General features: G+C 70.2%; 12 protein-coding genes and 2 pseudogenes (1 of these 14 running past the window's edge). 7 read left to right on the top strand and 7 right to left on the bottom strand.

Annotated elements, in window-relative coordinates:
- Positions 1 to 26: 26 nt before the first annotated feature.
- The 3 genes from H8B22_RS06530 to radC form a co-directional block, all read right to left on the bottom strand.
- Entirely contained in the window at positions 27 to 857 is an 831-nt protein-coding gene (locus tag H8B22_RS06530) for an SPOR domain-containing protein (RefSeq protein ID WP_187713281.1), read from the bottom strand.
- 108 nt (positions 858 to 965) lie between these two features.
- The gene (gene argS, locus H8B22_RS06525; protein WP_187713280.1) at positions 966 to 2669 is read right to left on the bottom strand and encodes an arginine--tRNA ligase; all 1704 of its coding nucleotides are present in this window, start codon (positions 2667 to 2669) and stop codon (positions 966 to 968) included.
- Positions 2670 to 2774: 105 nt separating this feature from the next.
- Positions 2775 to 3449, bottom strand: coding sequence for a RadC family protein (radC, locus tag H8B22_RS06520; protein WP_187713279.1), 675 nt, complete (start codon positions 3447 to 3449; stop codon positions 2775 to 2777).
- Between the two features lie 208 nt (positions 3450 to 3657).
- Between radC and coaBC the strand changes: the two are divergent.
- The 3 genes and pseudogenes from coaBC to H8B22_RS06505 all read left to right on the top strand — a co-directional run bounded on the left by coaBC (position 3658) and on the right by H8B22_RS06505 (position 7800).
- Positions 3658 to 4895: pseudogene (coaBC, locus tag H8B22_RS06515) on the top strand (bifunctional phosphopantothenoylcysteine decarboxylase/phosphopantothenate--cysteine ligase CoaBC).
- Between the two features lie 90 nt (positions 4896 to 4985).
- A complete protein-coding gene (dut, locus tag H8B22_RS06510; RefSeq protein ID WP_187713278.1) occupies positions 4986 to 5444 on the top strand; it encodes a dUTP diphosphatase in 459 nt (152 codons plus the stop codon).
- Positions 5445 to 5481: 37 nt separating this feature from the next.
- The gene (locus tag H8B22_RS06505) at positions 5482 to 7800 is read left to right on the top strand and encodes a phosphomannomutase/phosphoglucomutase (RefSeq protein WP_187713277.1); all 2319 of its coding nucleotides are present in this window, start codon (positions 5482 to 5484) and stop codon (positions 7798 to 7800) included.
- A 78-nt stretch (positions 7801 to 7878) separates the two neighbouring features.
- Here the strand turns inward: H8B22_RS06505 and H8B22_RS06500 are convergent, their stop codons facing one another.
- Both H8B22_RS06500 and pyrE read right to left on the bottom strand, forming a co-directional pair.
- Entirely contained in the window at positions 7879 to 8544 is a 666-nt protein-coding gene (locus tag H8B22_RS06500; RefSeq protein WP_187713276.1) for a hypothetical protein, read from the bottom strand.
- A 67-nt stretch (positions 8545 to 8611) separates the two neighbouring features.
- Positions 8612 to 9274 (bottom strand): orotate phosphoribosyltransferase, encoded by a 663-nt coding sequence (pyrE, locus tag H8B22_RS06495; protein ID WP_187713275.1) that lies wholly within the window; start codon positions 9272 to 9274, stop codon positions 8612 to 8614.
- A gap of 133 nt (positions 9275 to 9407) precedes the next feature.
- Here pyrE and H8B22_RS06490 point away from each other — a divergent pair, with 133 nt between their 5' ends.
- The 3 genes and pseudogenes from H8B22_RS06490 to H8B22_RS06480 form a co-directional block, all read left to right on the top strand.
- Complete coding sequence (locus tag H8B22_RS06490; RefSeq protein ID WP_187713274.1) at positions 9408 to 10187, top strand: exodeoxyribonuclease III; 780 nt, start codon at positions 9408 to 9410, stop codon at positions 10185 to 10187.
- Positions 10177 to 11559: an AmpG family muropeptide MFS transporter gene (locus tag H8B22_RS06485; RefSeq protein ID WP_187713273.1), complete on the top strand. Its 1383-nt coding sequence runs from the start codon at positions 10177 to 10179 to the stop codon at positions 11557 to 11559. The genes H8B22_RS06490 and H8B22_RS06485 overlap by 11 nt, the downstream gene beginning before the upstream one ends.
- Positions 11560 to 11663: 104 nt before the next feature.
- Positions 11664 to 11882, top strand: a pseudogene (locus H8B22_RS06480) (hypothetical protein); the annotation flags it as partial.
- A gap of 167 nt (positions 11883 to 12049) precedes the next feature.
- Here the strand turns inward: H8B22_RS06480 and H8B22_RS06475 are convergent.
- Entirely contained in the window at positions 12050 to 13198 is a 1149-nt protein-coding gene (locus H8B22_RS06475) for an anhydro-N-acetylmuramic acid kinase (protein WP_187713272.1), read from the bottom strand.
- A gap of 71 nt (positions 13199 to 13269) precedes the next feature.
- Positions 13270 to 14733, bottom strand: coding sequence for a peptidoglycan DD-metalloendopeptidase family protein (locus tag H8B22_RS06470; RefSeq protein ID WP_407060828.1), 1464 nt, complete (start codon positions 14731 to 14733; stop codon positions 13270 to 13272).
- A gap of 241 nt (positions 14734 to 14974) precedes the next feature.
- On the opposite strand from H8B22_RS06470, the gene tyrS reads away from it, so the two are divergent.
- Positions 14975 to 15776, top strand: partial view of a tyrosine--tRNA ligase gene (gene tyrS, locus H8B22_RS06465; protein ID WP_225876300.1) — the 5' portion only. Its footprint extends 416 nt past the window's final position; only the first 802 of its 1218 coding nucleotides appear in the window; it begins with the start codon at positions 14975 to 14977; its stop codon lies beyond the right edge, outside the window.

Genomic DNA, 15776 nt, shown 5'->3' with positions numbered 1-15776 from the left:
ACGCTACTCCGGGTACGTGCGGACGCTCACTTCACCTTGATCGCCAGCGCCGACAGGCCGCCGGCGGACAGCTTGCGCTTGGCTTCGGCCAGGTCGCTGGCGGTGCCGTAGGGCCCCATGCGCACGCGGTAGACCGTGCTGCCCTTGATCTCGGCGGCTTCCACGCGCGCGCCGAGGCCGAGCAGGGCGATCTTCGCCTTCAATTCCTCGGCCTGGCCCGAGGCCTGGAAGGCGCCGGCCTGGAGCAGGTAGCGGGTGTTGTCGTCGAGGGCGGGCGCGGTGGCGGTCGTCGGCTTGTTCGCAGCCGAGGCCGTTGTGACCGGCGCAGGCTTGGTCGCGGCCGGCGCGGTGGCGACCGGCTTCGGTGCAGGCGTCTCGGCCGTGTCGTCGTCGACGGGCGCGGGCAGTGCCGCCGCCTGCGGGGCGTTCGCGGCGGGAGTAGCGGCGGCCATTGCCTGCTCCTGCGCCTGCTTGAGGCGCGCGGCTTCGCGCTGCGCCTCGGCGCGCTCGGTCGCGGCGATTTCCGCGTCGCTCAGCGGCACTTCCTTGCCCGGGAGCAGGGTGTAGAAGTCGTAGTCCTCGCCCTCGGGCTTCGCGCCGCCCTTGGCGGTCTTCGGCGCGGGCACATCGCCCTCGGGGGCGACGGCGTCTTCGTCCTCGGCGATGGGCGCGGGCTGCGCATCGGGGTTCGGTTGCGGGCGGAAGAAGCCGTCGCCGTCCGATTTCAGGTACTTGGGCGCGACGATGACCACCACCACCGTCAGCAGGATCCCGAGGACCAGCCAGGCCCAGCCGGGAATGTTGTTGCCGTTGCCGCCACTGCGTCGTGCCTGCGACTTGCCGCGCTTTGCTGCCACTTCGTTCTGTCCTGGGGCGCTGCCGCCCGTTGTTGTCTCGTTGCCGATGCGCCCGAAGGCGCGCGGTTTGCTTCGTGTGTGTCTACTGCGTGCGCGGCATCGCGCGGGTCACATCGCTTCCGGTGCGCTGACGCCGAGCAGTTCCAGGCCGTTGGCCAGCACCTGCCGCGTCGCCAGCGCCAGCACCAGGCGCGCGTCGCGCAGGTTGGCGTCGTCGACCAGGAACTGGTGGTCGTTGTAATACGTCTGGAAGGTCTGCGCGAGTTCCAGCAGGTACGCGGCGATCTGGTGTGGCTCGAGGTCGCGGCCGGCCAGCTCGACCACGTCGGGGTAACGCAGCAGGGTGGTGACCAGTTCGCGCGCGCTGTCGTCGTCGAGGTCGAGCGGCTGCGCCAGGCCGTTGGCGGCGTCGAACGACAGCCCGCGTTCCTTCAGCTGGCGGGTCAGCCCGTGCATGCGCGCGTGCGAGACCTGCACGTAGTACACGGGATTGTCGAGCGACTGCGAACGCGCGAAGTCGATGTCGAAGGTGAGCTGCGAATCGGGCTTGCGCGCGATCAGGAACCAGCGCGTCGCATCGCGGCCGACTTCATCGACCAGGTCGCGCAGGGTGACGTAGCTGCCGGCGCGCTTGGACAGCTTCACTTCCTCGCCGCCGCGCATCACCGTGACCATCTGGTGCAGCACGTATTCCGGCCAGCCCTTGGGAATGCCGCAGTCCAGCGCCTGCAGGCCGGCGAGCACGCGGTTGAGCGAGCCGTGGTGGTCGGCGCCCAGCTCGGTGATCGCGCGCTCGTAGCCGCGCTGCCACTTGCTGCGGTGGTAGGCGACGTCGGGCAGGAAATAGGTGTAGGTGCCGTCGGACTTGCGCATGACGCGGTCCTTGTCGTCACCGAAATCGGTGGTGCGCAGCCACAGCGCACCGCCTTCCTCGTAGGTGTGGCCGTGGGCAACGAGTTCGCGCACGGTTTCGTCGACCTTGCCGCCGGTGTAGAGCGAGCTCTCGAGGAAGTACACGTCGAAGCCGACGCCGTAGGCGGCGAGATCGCCGTTCTGCTCGCGGCGCAGGTAGGCGACGGCGAACTGGCGGATCTTGTCGAGATTGTTCGCGTCGAGGTCGTGCGGATCCTTCGCGCCGACCACCGTGTGGCCGTCGACCTCGATGCTGTCGCCGCGCAGGTAGGCGTTGGCGACATCGATGATGTAGTCGCCGCGGTAGCCGTCTTCCGGCCAGCCGGCGTCGTCGGGACCGCGACCCTGCGCGCGCGCCTGCACCGAGATGGCGAGGTTGTTGATCTGCGCGCCGGCGTCGTTGTAGTAGAACTCGCGCTTGACGTTCCAGCCGTTGGCATCGAGCACGCGCGCGATGCAGTCGCCGATCACCGCGGCGCGGCCGTGGCCGACGTGCAGCGGGCCGGTCGGGTTGGCCGAGACGTATTCGACGCCGGCGGTGTGGCCCTGGCCGGAATCGTTGCGGCCGTAGCGCGCGCCCTGCGCCAGCACGTCGCCGACCTGCGCGCGCCAGGCGGCTTCGTGCACGAAGAAGTTGATGAAGCCCGGGCCGGCGATCTCGACCTTGGCGATCGCATCGTTGGCCGGCAGCGCATCGACCAGCGCCTGCGCGATCGCGCGCGGGTTCGACCTGGCCGGCTTCGCCAGCAGCATCGCGGCGTTGCTGGAGAAGTCGCCCTGGGCGCGGGTCTTGGGGCGCTCGATGACGTAGTCGGGCGTGGCCAGGTCGGCGGGAATCGTGCCGGCGGCGCGCAGGGAGTCGATGGCGGCCGCGACGAGGTCGCGGAGAGTCGATTTCACGGGATTTTTCGGGCGGTGTAGCGGGTCGGGCATTGTACGGGCCCCCGGCCAACTTCCACAGCGCGGAAGGCGCGTCAGCGGTTGCGAGCAGCCAAAGCCAGGGCTTCACACCCACCCGCGCGCCGCCAGCGACACCGGTGGCCCGTCCCCGATCACGAAGTGGTCGAGCAGGCGCAGGTCGACCAGCGCCAGCGCCTGTTTCAACCGCGCCGTCACCGCGCGATCCGCGGCCGAGGGCTCGGGATTTCCGCTCGGGTGGTTGTGGGCGACGATCACCGCGGCGGCGTTGTGGCCCAGCGCGCGGCGCACGACTTCGCGCGGATGCACTTCGGCGCCGTCGAGGGTACCCTGGAACAGCTCCTCGTAGGCGAGGACGCGGTGGCGGGTGTCGAGGAACATCGCCGCGAACACCTCGTGCGGCCGTCCGCGCAGGTGCTGCATGAAGTAGCGGCCGGCCGCCTGCGGGTCGCCGAGGACGGCGCCGCGTTCGAGTTCGGCATGCAGCAGGCGCCGGCCCAGTTCGAGTGCCGCGGCCAGGGTGCAGGCGCGCGCGGGCCCCAGGCCCGGCAGGCGGCGCAGTGCGTGCGGCGGCTGCTCCAGCAGGGGCCGCAGCGGGCCGTGCGTCGCCAGCAATTCGCGTGCGGTGGCCACCGCGTCGCGCCCGCGCAGGCCCGAGCCGAGGAACAACGCCAGCAGTTCCGCATCCGACAGCGCGCCGGCACCGCGGGCCAGCAGCTTCTCGCGCGGACGCTCGGTCGCGGGCCAGTCGCGGATGCGCATGCGGTCTCCGGAGGTGGGGCGGAAGAAGGAAGAAGGGTTCCCGGACGCGGCGGGCGAGCGTCTGCCTGCGAACCTGGAACAGTCAGTGGAGTCCTGCCGCGCCCGGGATGGGTACAGCGTGCCGCGGCGCGCGGCCTGCGTGGATCAGGGGCCTGCGCGCATTCGGGTAAGCTAAACGCCCGTTTCGCGGCAGGAATTTTCCGAACCGATGGCCGAGGCCCGCGCCCCGAGAGAGCAGCTCGCCGACCAGCGCATCCTGCTGTGCGTGTGCGGCGGCATCGCCGCGTACAAGGCGGCCGAACTGGTGCGCCGGCTGCGCGATGCCGGGGCGCTGGTGCAGGTGGCGATGACCGAGGCAGCCACGCGCTTCGTCGGCACGCCGACCTTCCAGGCCTTGTCGGGCTTCCCGGTGCGGACCTCGCTGTGGGACGAAGCCGCCGAGGCGGCGATGGGGCATATCGAACTGGCGCGTTGGGCCGATCGGATCGTGGTTGCGCCCGCCACCGCCAACACGCTCGCCAAGCTGACCCACGGCTTCGCCGACGACCTGGTCACCACGCTGTGCCTGGCGACCACCGCACCGATCACCGTGTGCCCGGCGATGAACCACCGCATGTGGCTGCACCCGGCCACCCAGGCCAACATCGCCACCCTGCGCGAGCGCGGGGTGCAGGTCATCGGTCCGGCGGACGGTCTGCTGGCCGAAGGCGAATCCGGCCCCGGCCGGCTGAGCGAGCCGCACGACATCGTCACCGCGCTGGTCCTGCACCAGGCGCAGGAGGCGCGATGAGCCTGCGCGGGCGTCGGGTCGTCGTCAGTGCGGGGCCCACCTTCGAGGACCTCGACCCGGTCCGCTTCATCGGCAACCGCAGCAGCGGCAAGATGGGGTTCGCGGTCGCCGCGGCGGCCGTGCGCCAGGGGGCCGAGGTGGTACTGGTGGCGGGCCCGGTGGCCCTGCCCACGCCGGCGGGCGTGACCCGGATCGACGTGCGCAGCGCCGCGCAGATGCACGCGGCGGTCCTGGCCGCGCTGCCGGCCGACGTCTACATCGGTGCGGCCGCGGTCGCCGACTTCACCCCGCGCAGCGTCGCCGCCGGCAAGATCAAGAAGCAGGCGGGCATGGACACGCTGGTGCTGGAACTGGTGCGCACGCCGGACATCCTCGCCGAGGTCGCCGTGCACGCGCTGCGGCCGCGGCTGGTGGTCGGGTTCGCGGCGGAAACCGACCGCGTCGAGGAGTACGCACGCGGCAAGCTGGAGAAGAAGCGGCTCGACCTGATCGCCGCCAACCGCGTCGGCGTCGACGGCAGCGGCTTCGAAAGCGACGACAACGCGCTGGTGGTGTACGGCCGCGACGGCTTCGCCCACGCGCTCGGCCCGGCGCCGAAGACGCAGTTGGCAGACAACTTGCTTGAACTGATCTCGTCGCGGCTGGCCCGCGAGTGACTTCATCACGCGCCATGGTTGGGCACACCACCGATTCCGACGCGCCCCGGCTCGTTCGGTTGGAATAATCAGCGGCAGTAAGGGAACCGCATGCACCACACGCTGGAACTGAAGATCCTTGACGCGCGCTTCGGCGGCGAATGGCCGCTGCCCGCGTACGCGACGCCGGCCAGCGCCGGCCTCGACCTGCGCGCCGCGCTCGACCAGCCCCTGGCGCTGCAGCCGGGCGATGCGGCGTTGGTGCCGTCGGGGCTGGCCATCCACGTCGGCGATCCGGCGATGTGCGCGGTGATCCTGCCGCGCTCGGGGCTGGGGCATAAGCACGGCATCGTGCTCGGCAACGGCACCGGCCTGATCGACGCCGACTACCAGGGGCCGCTGCTGATCAGCGTGTGGAATCGCGGCCGCGAGGCTTTTACGATCCAGCCCGGGGACCGCATCGCGCAGCTGGTGGTGCTGCCGATCGTGCGGGCGACGTTGCAGGTGGTCGACGAATTCGAGGCCAGCGCGCGCGGCGCGGGCGGCTTCGGCCATACCGGCGTGCGCTGAACAACGGTCGCCCACGGAATCAAGACAGGAACGGATGATGAGCGAGAAGAAGACCCTGGACCCGGCGCAGCTGAAGCTGCTGTGCCAGGTCGCCGCCGTGGTGCTGGCGTTGCTGGCGGCCTGGTTCGGCTGGAGCGCGTGGGAGCAGTTCCGCGACAGCAACCGGCGCGTGGCCGTCGAGCGCGCGCGCGACGCTGCGGTCGAGTCCGCGCAGGCGCTGCTCGCTGTCGAGCAGAAGCAGTTCGCCGCGCAGCTGCAGAGCGCGCCGGTGCAGGCGGCGCTGGCGGCGAATGACCTGCACCTGGCCGGGGAAGCGCTGACCCAGGGCTGGGCATCGGCGACCGAAGGCGAGGTGCTGTCGACCGACCTCGATCCGGCCTACGCCGGCCTGCCCAAGACCGGCTACGGCCGCCTGGCGGCGATGGAGCAGGCGCTGGCCGACCAGAAGCCGGTCGCCTGGGTGGTCACCGACGGCCTGGGCAAGCAGAAGCTGGCGCTGGCCGCGCCGGTGCTGCGCGGTACCGAGCTGATCGGTGTCGCCAGCGTGCGCCTGCCGCTGGACAAGCTGGGCAGCGGGATCGAGGGCGCGCGCATTCCGGAAGCCGGTTACCTCGCCCTGCGCCAGGGTTCGACCAGCCTGGTCGAACGCGGCGACAAGGCGCTCGCCAACGGCGCCGAGGCGCTGGCCGCGAAGGTGCCGGGCAGCGACCTGCGCGTGTCCGCCGCGGTACCCGACGTGGCCGGTGGTCCCCTCGGCCTGGGCTGGCTGCCGTGCGCGGTCATCACCGCCATCCTCGTGCTGGCGGCCTTGGCCGCGTGGCTCTACCCGATGCGCTCGCTGCGCCGCGGCACGTCGGCCCACCACGATGACGGTGACACCCAGACCCTCGCCCAGCTGGCCCCGGACCTGCTGGTGCCGGCCGCCGCGGTGGCGGTCGCCGCGCCGGCCGAAGCCGCGCCCGCGGCACGGATCGGGGTAGCCATCGACCGCGGCATCTTCCGCGCCTACGACGTGCGCGGCGTGGTCGGCAAGACCCTCGATGCCGGCGTCGCCGAACTGCTCGGCCAGTCGATCGGTTCGCTGATGCAGCAGCAGGGCCTGCTCGACATCGTGGTTGGCCGCGACGGTCGCCTGTCCGGCCCGGAACTCACCGAGGGCCTGGTCAAGGGCCTGCGCAAGGCGGGCCGCAACGTCATCGACATCGGCATGGCGCCGACGCCGGTGGTGTACTTCGGCGCCTACCAGCTGCGCGCCGGCTCCTGCGTCTCGGTCACCGGCAGCCACAACCCGCCGGACTACAACGGCTTCAAGATCGTGGTCGGCGGCGAGACGCTGTCCGGCGACGCGATCACCGACCTCTACGACCGCATCGCCGAAGACCGCCTGTACGCCGCGGCCGCCCCCGGCGACGTGCGCACCCAGGACATCAGCGAGGACTACGTCCAGCGCATCGCCAACGACGTGCAGCTGGACCGCCCGCTCAAGGTCGTGGTCGACGCCGGCAACGGCGTGGCCGGCGAGATCGGCCCGCGCGTGCTGTCGGCGATCGGCGCCGAGGTCACCCCGCTGTACTGCGAGATCGACGGCACCTTCCCCAACCACCACCCCGATCCCAGCGAGCCGCACAACCTCAACGATCTGATCCGCATGGTCGAGCGCCTCGACGCCGACCTCGGCATCGCCTTCGACGGCGACGGCGACCGCCTGGGCGTGGTCACCCGCGACGGCCAGAACATCTTCCCGGACCGCCTGCTGATGCTGTTCGCCGCCGACGTGCTCGAGCGCAATCCCGGCGCGATGATCATCTTCGACGTGAAGTGCACCGGCCGCCTGCCGGGCCACATCCTGCGCCACGGCGGCAGCCCGCTGATGTGGAAGACCGGCCATTCGCTGATCAAGGCGAAGATGCGCGAAACCGGCGCGGAGCTCGCCGGCGAGATGAGCGGGCACTTCTTCTTCAAGGAACGCTGGTACGGCTTCGACGACGGCATCTACGCCGCGGCGCGCCTGCTCGAGATCCTGTCGGTGCAGCCGGACACGCCGTCGGCCACCCTGGCCGCCCTGCCGGACGGCGTGTCGACGCCGGAGATCAAGGTCGACGCGCCCGACGGCGATCCGCACAGCTTCGTCGAGCGCTTCCGTTCCGCCGCGCAGTTCGAGGGCGGACGCGCGTCGATGATCGACGGCCTGCGCGTGGACTTCGCCGACGGCTGGGGCCTGGTGCGCGCCTCCAACACCACCCCGGTGCTGGTGATGCGCTTCGATGCCGATTCCCCGGCGGCGCTGCAACGCATCCAGCAGGCCTTCCGCGAGCAGCTGCTCGCACTGAAGCCGGACCTGGTCGTGCCGTTCTGACGCGCCGCGCTCGGCGAGGCACAAAAAAGCCGGTCGAATGACCGGCTTTTTTACTGGCGTTCCGACCGACCTCGCCGCTTACGCCCCGCCGCCCTCGGCGGCCGCGCCGGGTGTCTTCAGCGTGCGGTAGGTCTGCAGCGCGTGGGCGAGTTCGGTATCGATCTCGGCGCGGTCCTGGCGGTGGTTCACCAGCAGGCCCTGCTGGCGCAGCAGTTCGGCGTGCTGGGTCTGGATGGTACCGGTGAGGTTGGCCGGGACCGGGCGGCCCGACAGCTCGGCTTCGCCGGCCTGGCGCAGCAGGCTGATCAGGCTCTGGCGCAGGCCGCCGATGCTGAGCTGGGCGGCCTTGATGGTGTCGTCGAGCAGGGCGATGCGCTCGTTGAAGGCGCGGCGCAGGTCGGCTTCGGTCGCGTACGACTCGGCCATCGCGCGCTCGCGCATGCGCAGCGCGGCCTCGCGGAACTGCGCCTGCTCGTCGAGCTTGGCCTGGGCCGCGGCGGCGGCACGCTCGCCCGGCGTCAGTGCGCGGTCGACCTGGCCGGTGGCCAGGCCGCTCTTCGCGCTGAATTCGGTGCGCGCGGCATCGGCCGCGGAGGCCGGCAGCGCGTCGCCGCAGACCTTGCGGCCGTTCTCGTTCCAGCAGTACAGCTTCTTCGCGCCCTTGCCCGCGGTCTGCGCGGCGGCCGGGGCGGCCAGCAGGGCGGCGCTCAGGGCCAGGGCCAGCGGGGCGTACAACTTGCTCATGGAGGTCATGCCGAGGGTCCGTATGCCCAAGGGACAAGCAAGGATCGCGCCAGCTGGCCCGGACGGCTCATGCCGCGGCGTCGCTCCCATACGCGGCACGGTACGCCAGCAACCGTTCGCGCTGCGCGACCAGCTCCGCCTGGCTGCCGGCGAACTCCAGCAGGTCGGACAGGCTGGCGACCGCGATGACCGGGAGCCCGTGTTCGTCCGCGACAGTTTGTGCCGCGGAGCGTCGCGATACGCTGGGGTCAACGGCTTCCTGGCGATCCAGTGCGATCACGATGCCGGCGGCGATGCCGCCCGCGTTGCGGATGATGGCCAGCGCTTCGCGGATCGCGGTACCGGCGGTGATCACGTCGTCGACGATCAGCACGCGGCGCCCGCCCAGCGGTGCCCCGATCAGGCTGCCGCCTTCGCCGTGCGCCTTGGCTTCCTTGCGGTTGAAGGCGACGGGCAGGTCGCGGCCGCGGCGCGCGAATTCGCAGGCCACCGCGGTGGCAAGCGGGATGCCCTTGTAGGCCGGGCCGAACAGCAGGTCGAAGCCGACGCCGTGCGCGGCGATCGCATCCGCGTAGCAGCTCGCCAGCTCGCCAAGCAGTGCGCCGGAATTGAACAGGCCGGCGTTGAAGAAGTACGGGCTCTGCCGCCCCGACTTGAGGGTGAATTCGCCGAAGCGCAGGGCATCGGCGCGCAGGGCGAGCTGGAGGAAGCGGGAGCGGTGGTCGGACATGGGCTGGGATCTTGGGACTGGACGCTGCTGCGAATTGTGAAGCACGCGCGATGCGCGCGCTGCGCCGTTGCAGTCAATCCGCGCCAGCCTGCGTTAGGCTGCGCCTTCCCCGGCTTCGCCCAGTCCCCGCTCCGTGAGAATCATCAGCTTCAACGCCAACGGCCTGCGCTCGGCCGCCACCAAGGGTTTCTTCGACTGGTTCGCGACGCAGGACGCCGACGTGCTGTGCCTGCAGGAGACCAAGGCGCAGGAGCACCAGCTGGCCGACCCGGCGTTCCGCCCCGACGGCTACCGCAGCTACTTCAAGGATGCGAGCACCAAGAAGGGCTACAGCGGCGTGGCGATCTATTCCCGCCGCGAACCCGACGAGGTGCGCACGGCGATGGGCTGGTCCGCCTTCGACGACGAGGGCCGCTACATCGAGGCGCGCTACGGCAACCTCAGTGTGGTGTCCTTCTACATTCCCTCCGGCTCGTCGGGCGAGCTGCGCCAGGATTTCAAGTTCGAGGTGATGCGCTGGCTCGGCCCGATCCTGCAGCAGTGGCTGGCCTCGGGCCGCGACTACGTGCTGTGCGGCGACTGGAACATCGTGCGCAGCCGCCTCGACATCAAGAACTGGACTTCGAACCAGAAGAACTCCGGCTGCCTGCCCGCCGAGCGCGACTGGCTCAACGACCTGTGCGCGGAGGGCAGCGGCTGGGTCGACGCCTACCGCCACCTGCACGCGGACGGCCAGGACTACACCTGGTGGAGCAACCGCGGCGCCGCGCGCGCCAACAACGTCGGTTGGCGCATCGACTACCAGTTCGCCACCCCGTCGCTGCGCGATCGACTGCGCGCGTGCGCGATCGCCGCTGCGCCGCGCTTCTCCGACCATGCCCCGTTCGCCGTGGATTACGCCCATGACCTCTGACGCCGCGCGCGAGCGTTCCGGCTGGCAGCGCGTGCTGCGCAACCTGCGCCAGCCCAAGGTGCTGGTGATGTTGTTGCTGGGCTTCAGCTCCGGCATCCCCATCTACCTGGTCGGCAACACGCTCGGCTTCTGGATGCGCGAGAACGCCATCGAGCTGTCGACGATCGGCTTCCTGTCGTGGGTGGGGCTGGCGTATTCGCTGAAGTTCCTGTGGGCACCGCTGGTGGACAAGCTGGATGCGCCGCTGCTGGGGCGCTGGCTCGGCCGCCGGCGTGGCTGGATGCTGTTGGCGCAGCTGGTCGCCGCCACCGCGCTGGTAGGCATGGCCCTGGTCCAGCCGCAGCAGGGGCAGCTGGTGCTGGCCGGCGTCGTGCTCGACCAGTTGCTGGTGTTCGGCGCGTTGGCGCTGGTGGTGGCGTTCGCCTCGGCGACGCAGGACATCGTCATCGATGCCTGGCGCATCGAGAGCGCCGACAGCAACGAACAGCAGGGCCTGCTGACGTCGACCTCGACGCTCGGCTACCGCGCGGCGTTGCTGGTCACCGATTCGCTGATCCTGATCCTCGCTGCCGGGATCGGCTGGTCGTTGTCGTACGAGATCATGGCGCTGCTGCTCGGTGTCGGCGTGGTGGCGACGCTGTTCGCGCGCGAGCCGGCGGCCAGCGTGCAGAGCGCGGCCGCGCCGCATCCGGCGTTGTTCACGGCGAAGGGCCTGTTCGATGCGGTGATCGGGCCGTTCGTGGCGTTCTTCCGCCAGCACGGCCAGTGGGCCTTGCTGATGCTGGCGGCGATCAGCCTGTACCGCCTGCCGGATTTCCTGCTCGGGCCGATGGCCAACCCGTTCTACGCCGACCTCGGCATCGCCAAGGAAACCGTGGGCGCGGTGCGCGGTTCGTTCGGCCTGGTCGCCACGATCGCCGGCATCGCCGCGGCCGGCCTGTGCGCGGTGCGCTTCGGCTTCAAGGGCACGCTGCTGGCCGGCGCCGTGCTGGGGCCGGCGTCGAATCTTGCGTTCGCCTACCTCGCGCTGCACGGCGCCGACGCCGGCGTGTTCACCGCCGCGATGGTCATCGACAACTTCTGCAACGGCTTCTCAGGCGTCGCGCTGGTGGGCTACATGTCGAGCCTGACCAACATCGGCTACACGGCGACCCAATACGCGCTGCTCAGTTCCTTCTACGCACTGCTGGGCAAGGTGCTCAAGGGCATGTCGGGCTGGGCGGTGGAGCAGCTCGAGGTCGGTCGCACCCTGCTGGAGGCGTATTCGCTGTTCTTCACCGCGACCGCGGTGGTCGGCATCCCGGCCGTGCTGCTGTGCGTGCTGCTGGCGCGCCGCCCGCCCGAGACGGTGGTGGCGCGGGCGCCGGCGTGACGGATTCGCGGAAGCGTGAACCGGTGCGCTTGCGGCCGCCGCGCGGCGCTGTACCCGGGGCCGGTTCAAAGTAGTATTCGGGCATCCCCCGGCATGACGCAGCCATGACCGAAATCGTCCTGCGAGACATCGACCCCGTGCTGGCGGACCGCATCCGCCGCATCGCCGATGCGCGCCGCTGGGACTTGCCGCGCACGCTGCAGCACCTGCTGGAGCAGGGCCTGTACGCGGTCGAGGCCGACATGAATGTCCGCTTCAGCGACACCGACAGCGATGCGCTGCGCGCCGCGATCGCGGCACTGGAAGACGTGCCGAACGATCCCGGCTTCTCGCTGATCGGCCGCGTCGAACGCCCTTCCGGCGAAGCGGACGCGCCCGGCGTCGACATGAGCTTCGCGATCGCCGAGTTCAACGAGCGCAAGGACCGCGCGTAAGCCGAGCGCGCGCAATCAACCGCGCATGACGCGATCACCCGCGCCGATCGGGCCGGCTAGGCGCGCGGGTGCATCACCCCCAGCACGCGCGGGCCGCGCGCGCCGCTGACGCTGGGCAGGTTGCCGGGCAGGCCCGCGAGCGCCTGCCGCGCCAGCCAGGCGAAGCCCATCGCTTCGACGAAATCGGGATCGACGCCGTGCACCGCGGTGGATTCGACCTGCATGCCGGGCAGGTGCGCCGCGATCCGTTGCAGCAGGCGCGGGTTGTGCACGCCGCCGCCGCACACCAGCACGCGTTCTGTCGTTGGCTGGTGCGCGCGCAGGGCGTCGGCGACGCTGGCGGCGGTGAGTTCGAGCAGCGTCGCCTGCACGTCGGCCGGCGATTCGCCACCGACCAGGCGCGCCTGCACCCAGTCGAGGTGGAACACCTCGCGCCCCGTGCTCTTCGGCGGCGGCAACGCGAACCACGGCTCGTCGAGCAGGCGGCGCAGCAATGCGTCATCGCAGGCGCCCTGGGCGGCAAATGCGCCACCCGCATCGAACGCCTGCCCGGTGTGGCGCGCGCACCAGGCATCCAGCAACGCGTTGGCCGGGCCGGTGTCGAAGCCGCGCACATCGCCCACGCGCGGCAACAGGGTGAAGTTGGCGATCCCGCCCAGGTTGAGCACCGCGCGATCCTCGTGCGGCGAATGCAGCAATGCGTTGTGCAGCGCCGGCAGCAACGGCGCGCCATGCCCGCCGGCGGCGACATCGCGGCGGCGGAAGTCGGCGACGGTGGTGATGCCGGTGCGCTCGGCGATCACGTGCGCGTCGCCCAGCTGCAGGGTGAAAGGATGGATGCCATCGAAGGCCGCGCCGCTGGGCCGATGGCGCACCGTCTGCCCGTGCGAGCCGAGCGCGTGCACCTGCGCGGGCAGGACGCCGGCTTCGGCGGCCAAACGCAATGCGGCGTCGGCGAAGTGTTCGCCCAGGCGCACGTCGAGCGTGGCGAATTCGTCGATGGACTCGATCGATGCGCCCTGGCCCAACGCGATCAGGCGCGAACGCAGCGCCTCGGGCCAGGCATAGGTGCGGCCGTGCACGAGCTCGCAATGCGTGCCGGTGGCGTCGTCGGCGAAGCGCACCAGCGCGGCATCGATGCCATCGGCGCTGGTGCCGGAGATCAGGCCAAGGAAGAGCTGCGATGCGGAAGCGGTCTGCGTCATCCGCGCAGTAAAGCGTCAGTCGTCGCGCTTGGATAGTGCCCGGCCGTCGCCGGGCAGCGTGTCAATGAAGCTCAGCCCTTGCGGCCGTTCTTCTTCGCCGCGGCGATGCTTGCCACCTGCTTCGGCGCGGGGCCGGCATCGGCGTAAATGATGTTCTCGACCTTCTGGATGCGCGTCAGCGCGACCGCCGTCTGCTGGCGGAACTGCGCCAGTGCCGGGCCGCGCAGCGGCTCCGGCGGCGGCATCGTGATCGAGAGCGGGTTGCGGTGCACGCCGTTGATGCGGAATTCGTAGTGCAGGTGCGGGCCGGTGGACATGCCGGTGCTGCCGACGTAGCCGATCACCGTGCCCTGCGCGATGCGCTGGCCGCGCTTGATCTTGCCGATGCGCGACATGTGCCCGTACAGCGTGGTGTAGCCGCGGCCGTGGTCGAGCACCACCGCGTTGCCGTAACCGCCCTGCCAGCCGGCGGAGACGACGCGCGCGTCGCCGGCGGCCATGATCGGCGTGCCCGTGCCCGCGGCGTAATCCACGCCCTTGTGCATGCGCATGCGGCCCAGCACCGGGTGGCGGCGCGCGCCGAAGCCGGAGGTGAGGCGTGCGTACGGGATCGGCATGCGGATGAAGCTCTTCTTCAGCGGGCGACCGTCGCCGGTGAAGTACTCGGCCTTGCCCTCGCGCAGGAAGCGGAAGCCGGTGTGCAGCGTCTTGCCGGTGGTGAAGGTCGCGGCGAGCACCGGGCCGGTGCTGATCAGTTCGCCTTCGCGCCAGGTCTGCTCGACCACGACGCTGAAACGGTCGCTCGCGGCGACGTCGTCGTTGAAGTCGATGTCGTACTTGAAGATGTCGTCGGTCAGCGTGTTGATGTTGGCCGCGGTCAGGCCGACCTTGCGCGCCGAACGGAACAGCGAACGCCCGACCTTGCCGCTGAGCACCACGGTGCGGGTGTCGGTCGGCCGTTCGATCAGCTTCTGCTGGATCCGGTCGCCGTCCAGGCTCATCTCGACGCGATGGTTGGTGTCGCGGTCGAAGCGCAGGCCGCGCAGTTCGCCGCCCGTGCCGCCTTCGCCGACCGGCATGTCGAAGGCCAGTTCGGTGCCCGGCCGGAGCCGGGTGAGGGATTCGCGGGCGCCGGGCTGCTGCATCACCCGGTGCAATGTGTTCGGCGACAGGCCGAGCTGCTTGAACAGCGAGGCGAGGGTCTGCCCGCGTTCGACCCGGACCAGCTGCCAGCTGTCACCGGCCTGGCCGTGGCGACGCGCCAGCGGCAGCGACGGCAACGGCAGGGCCATCGACAGGCGCGGCGTGGGCGCCGGGGTGGACTGGGTCGGGCTGAAACCGGGAACGATCGCGGCGACCAGCATGACCATGGTCGCCATCAGGCTGGCCTGCGCCCATTGGCGACGCGACCAGCGACCGTTGAATCCATCGGAGAGATGGCGGGCCAGGACCGGCCGATGCAATGCGGCTTCGCGCAAGGCCTTGAGTCGTTCGCGCCGCTGCGCGCCCAGTCCGGATTTGCCCATGGTTACCATCCCCCTAACTGCAATCGCTTCGAAATTTCCGGCTGCCACTCCGTGGTTCCGAACGCCGTGTCGCGCGTATGTGACGAGTGCGCGACGGCGGTACCATAGACACGTGAGCAGTCCGCGTCAAATCATTGAAGGACAAAGGAATTTTGACGTGGAACCCGGTTTAACACCGTGTTAACTTGACCCTAACGAATTTCACGCCGGCCATCGCATTCAGGCAGGCGCCACTCATCGGAAACCACCCGTGGCAGACACCCCTACCGCCGCCGCCCTCGAGCAGATCGCCCGTGGCGCCGAAGAAATCCTCAAGCGCGAGGAGCTCGAGGCCCGCCTCAAGCTCGGGCGCCCGCTGCGCATCAAGGCCGGCTTCGACCCGACCGCGCCCGACCTGCACCTGGGGCATACGGTGCTGCTCAACAAGATGCGGCAGTTCCAGGACCTCGGCCACCAGGTGATCTTCCTGATCGGCGACTTCACCGGAATGATCGGTGACCCGACCGGCAAGAACGTCACCCGCAAGCCGCTCACCCGCGAGGACGTGCTCGCCAACGCGCAGACCTATGCCGAGCAGGTGTTCAAGGTGCTCGATCGCGAGCGCACCGAGGTGCGTTTCAACAGCGAATGGTTCGGGCAGATGTCGGCCGCGGACATGATCAAGCTGGCCGCGCAGCACACCGTGGCGCGCATGCTAGAGCGCGACGACTTCGCCAAGCGCTATGCCGCGCAGCAATCGATCGCCATCCACGAATTCCTGTATCCGCTGGTGCAGGGCTACGACTCGGTCGCGCTGAAGGCGGACGTCGAGCTCGGCGGCACCGACCAGAAGTTCAACCTGCTGATGGGCCGCGGCCTGCAGGAGCACTACGGGCAGCCGCCGCAGATCGTGCTGACCATGCCGCTGCTGGAAGGCCTCGACGGCGTCAACAAGATGTCGAAGTCGTTGGGCAACTACATCGGCATCAACGAGCCGGCGATCGATATCGTCACCAAGACCATGAAGATCGACGATGCGCTGATGTGGCGCTGGATCGACCTGCTCAGCTTCG

It is taken from the genome of Lysobacter terrestris, from assembly GCF_014489475.1.
Classification (GTDB): Bacteria; Pseudomonadota; Gammaproteobacteria; order Xanthomonadales; family Xanthomonadaceae; genus Agrilutibacter; species Agrilutibacter terrestris.
The sequence above is the reverse complement of the archived record's forward strand: the minus strand, read 5'-3'. Positions and strand labels throughout refer to the sequence as shown.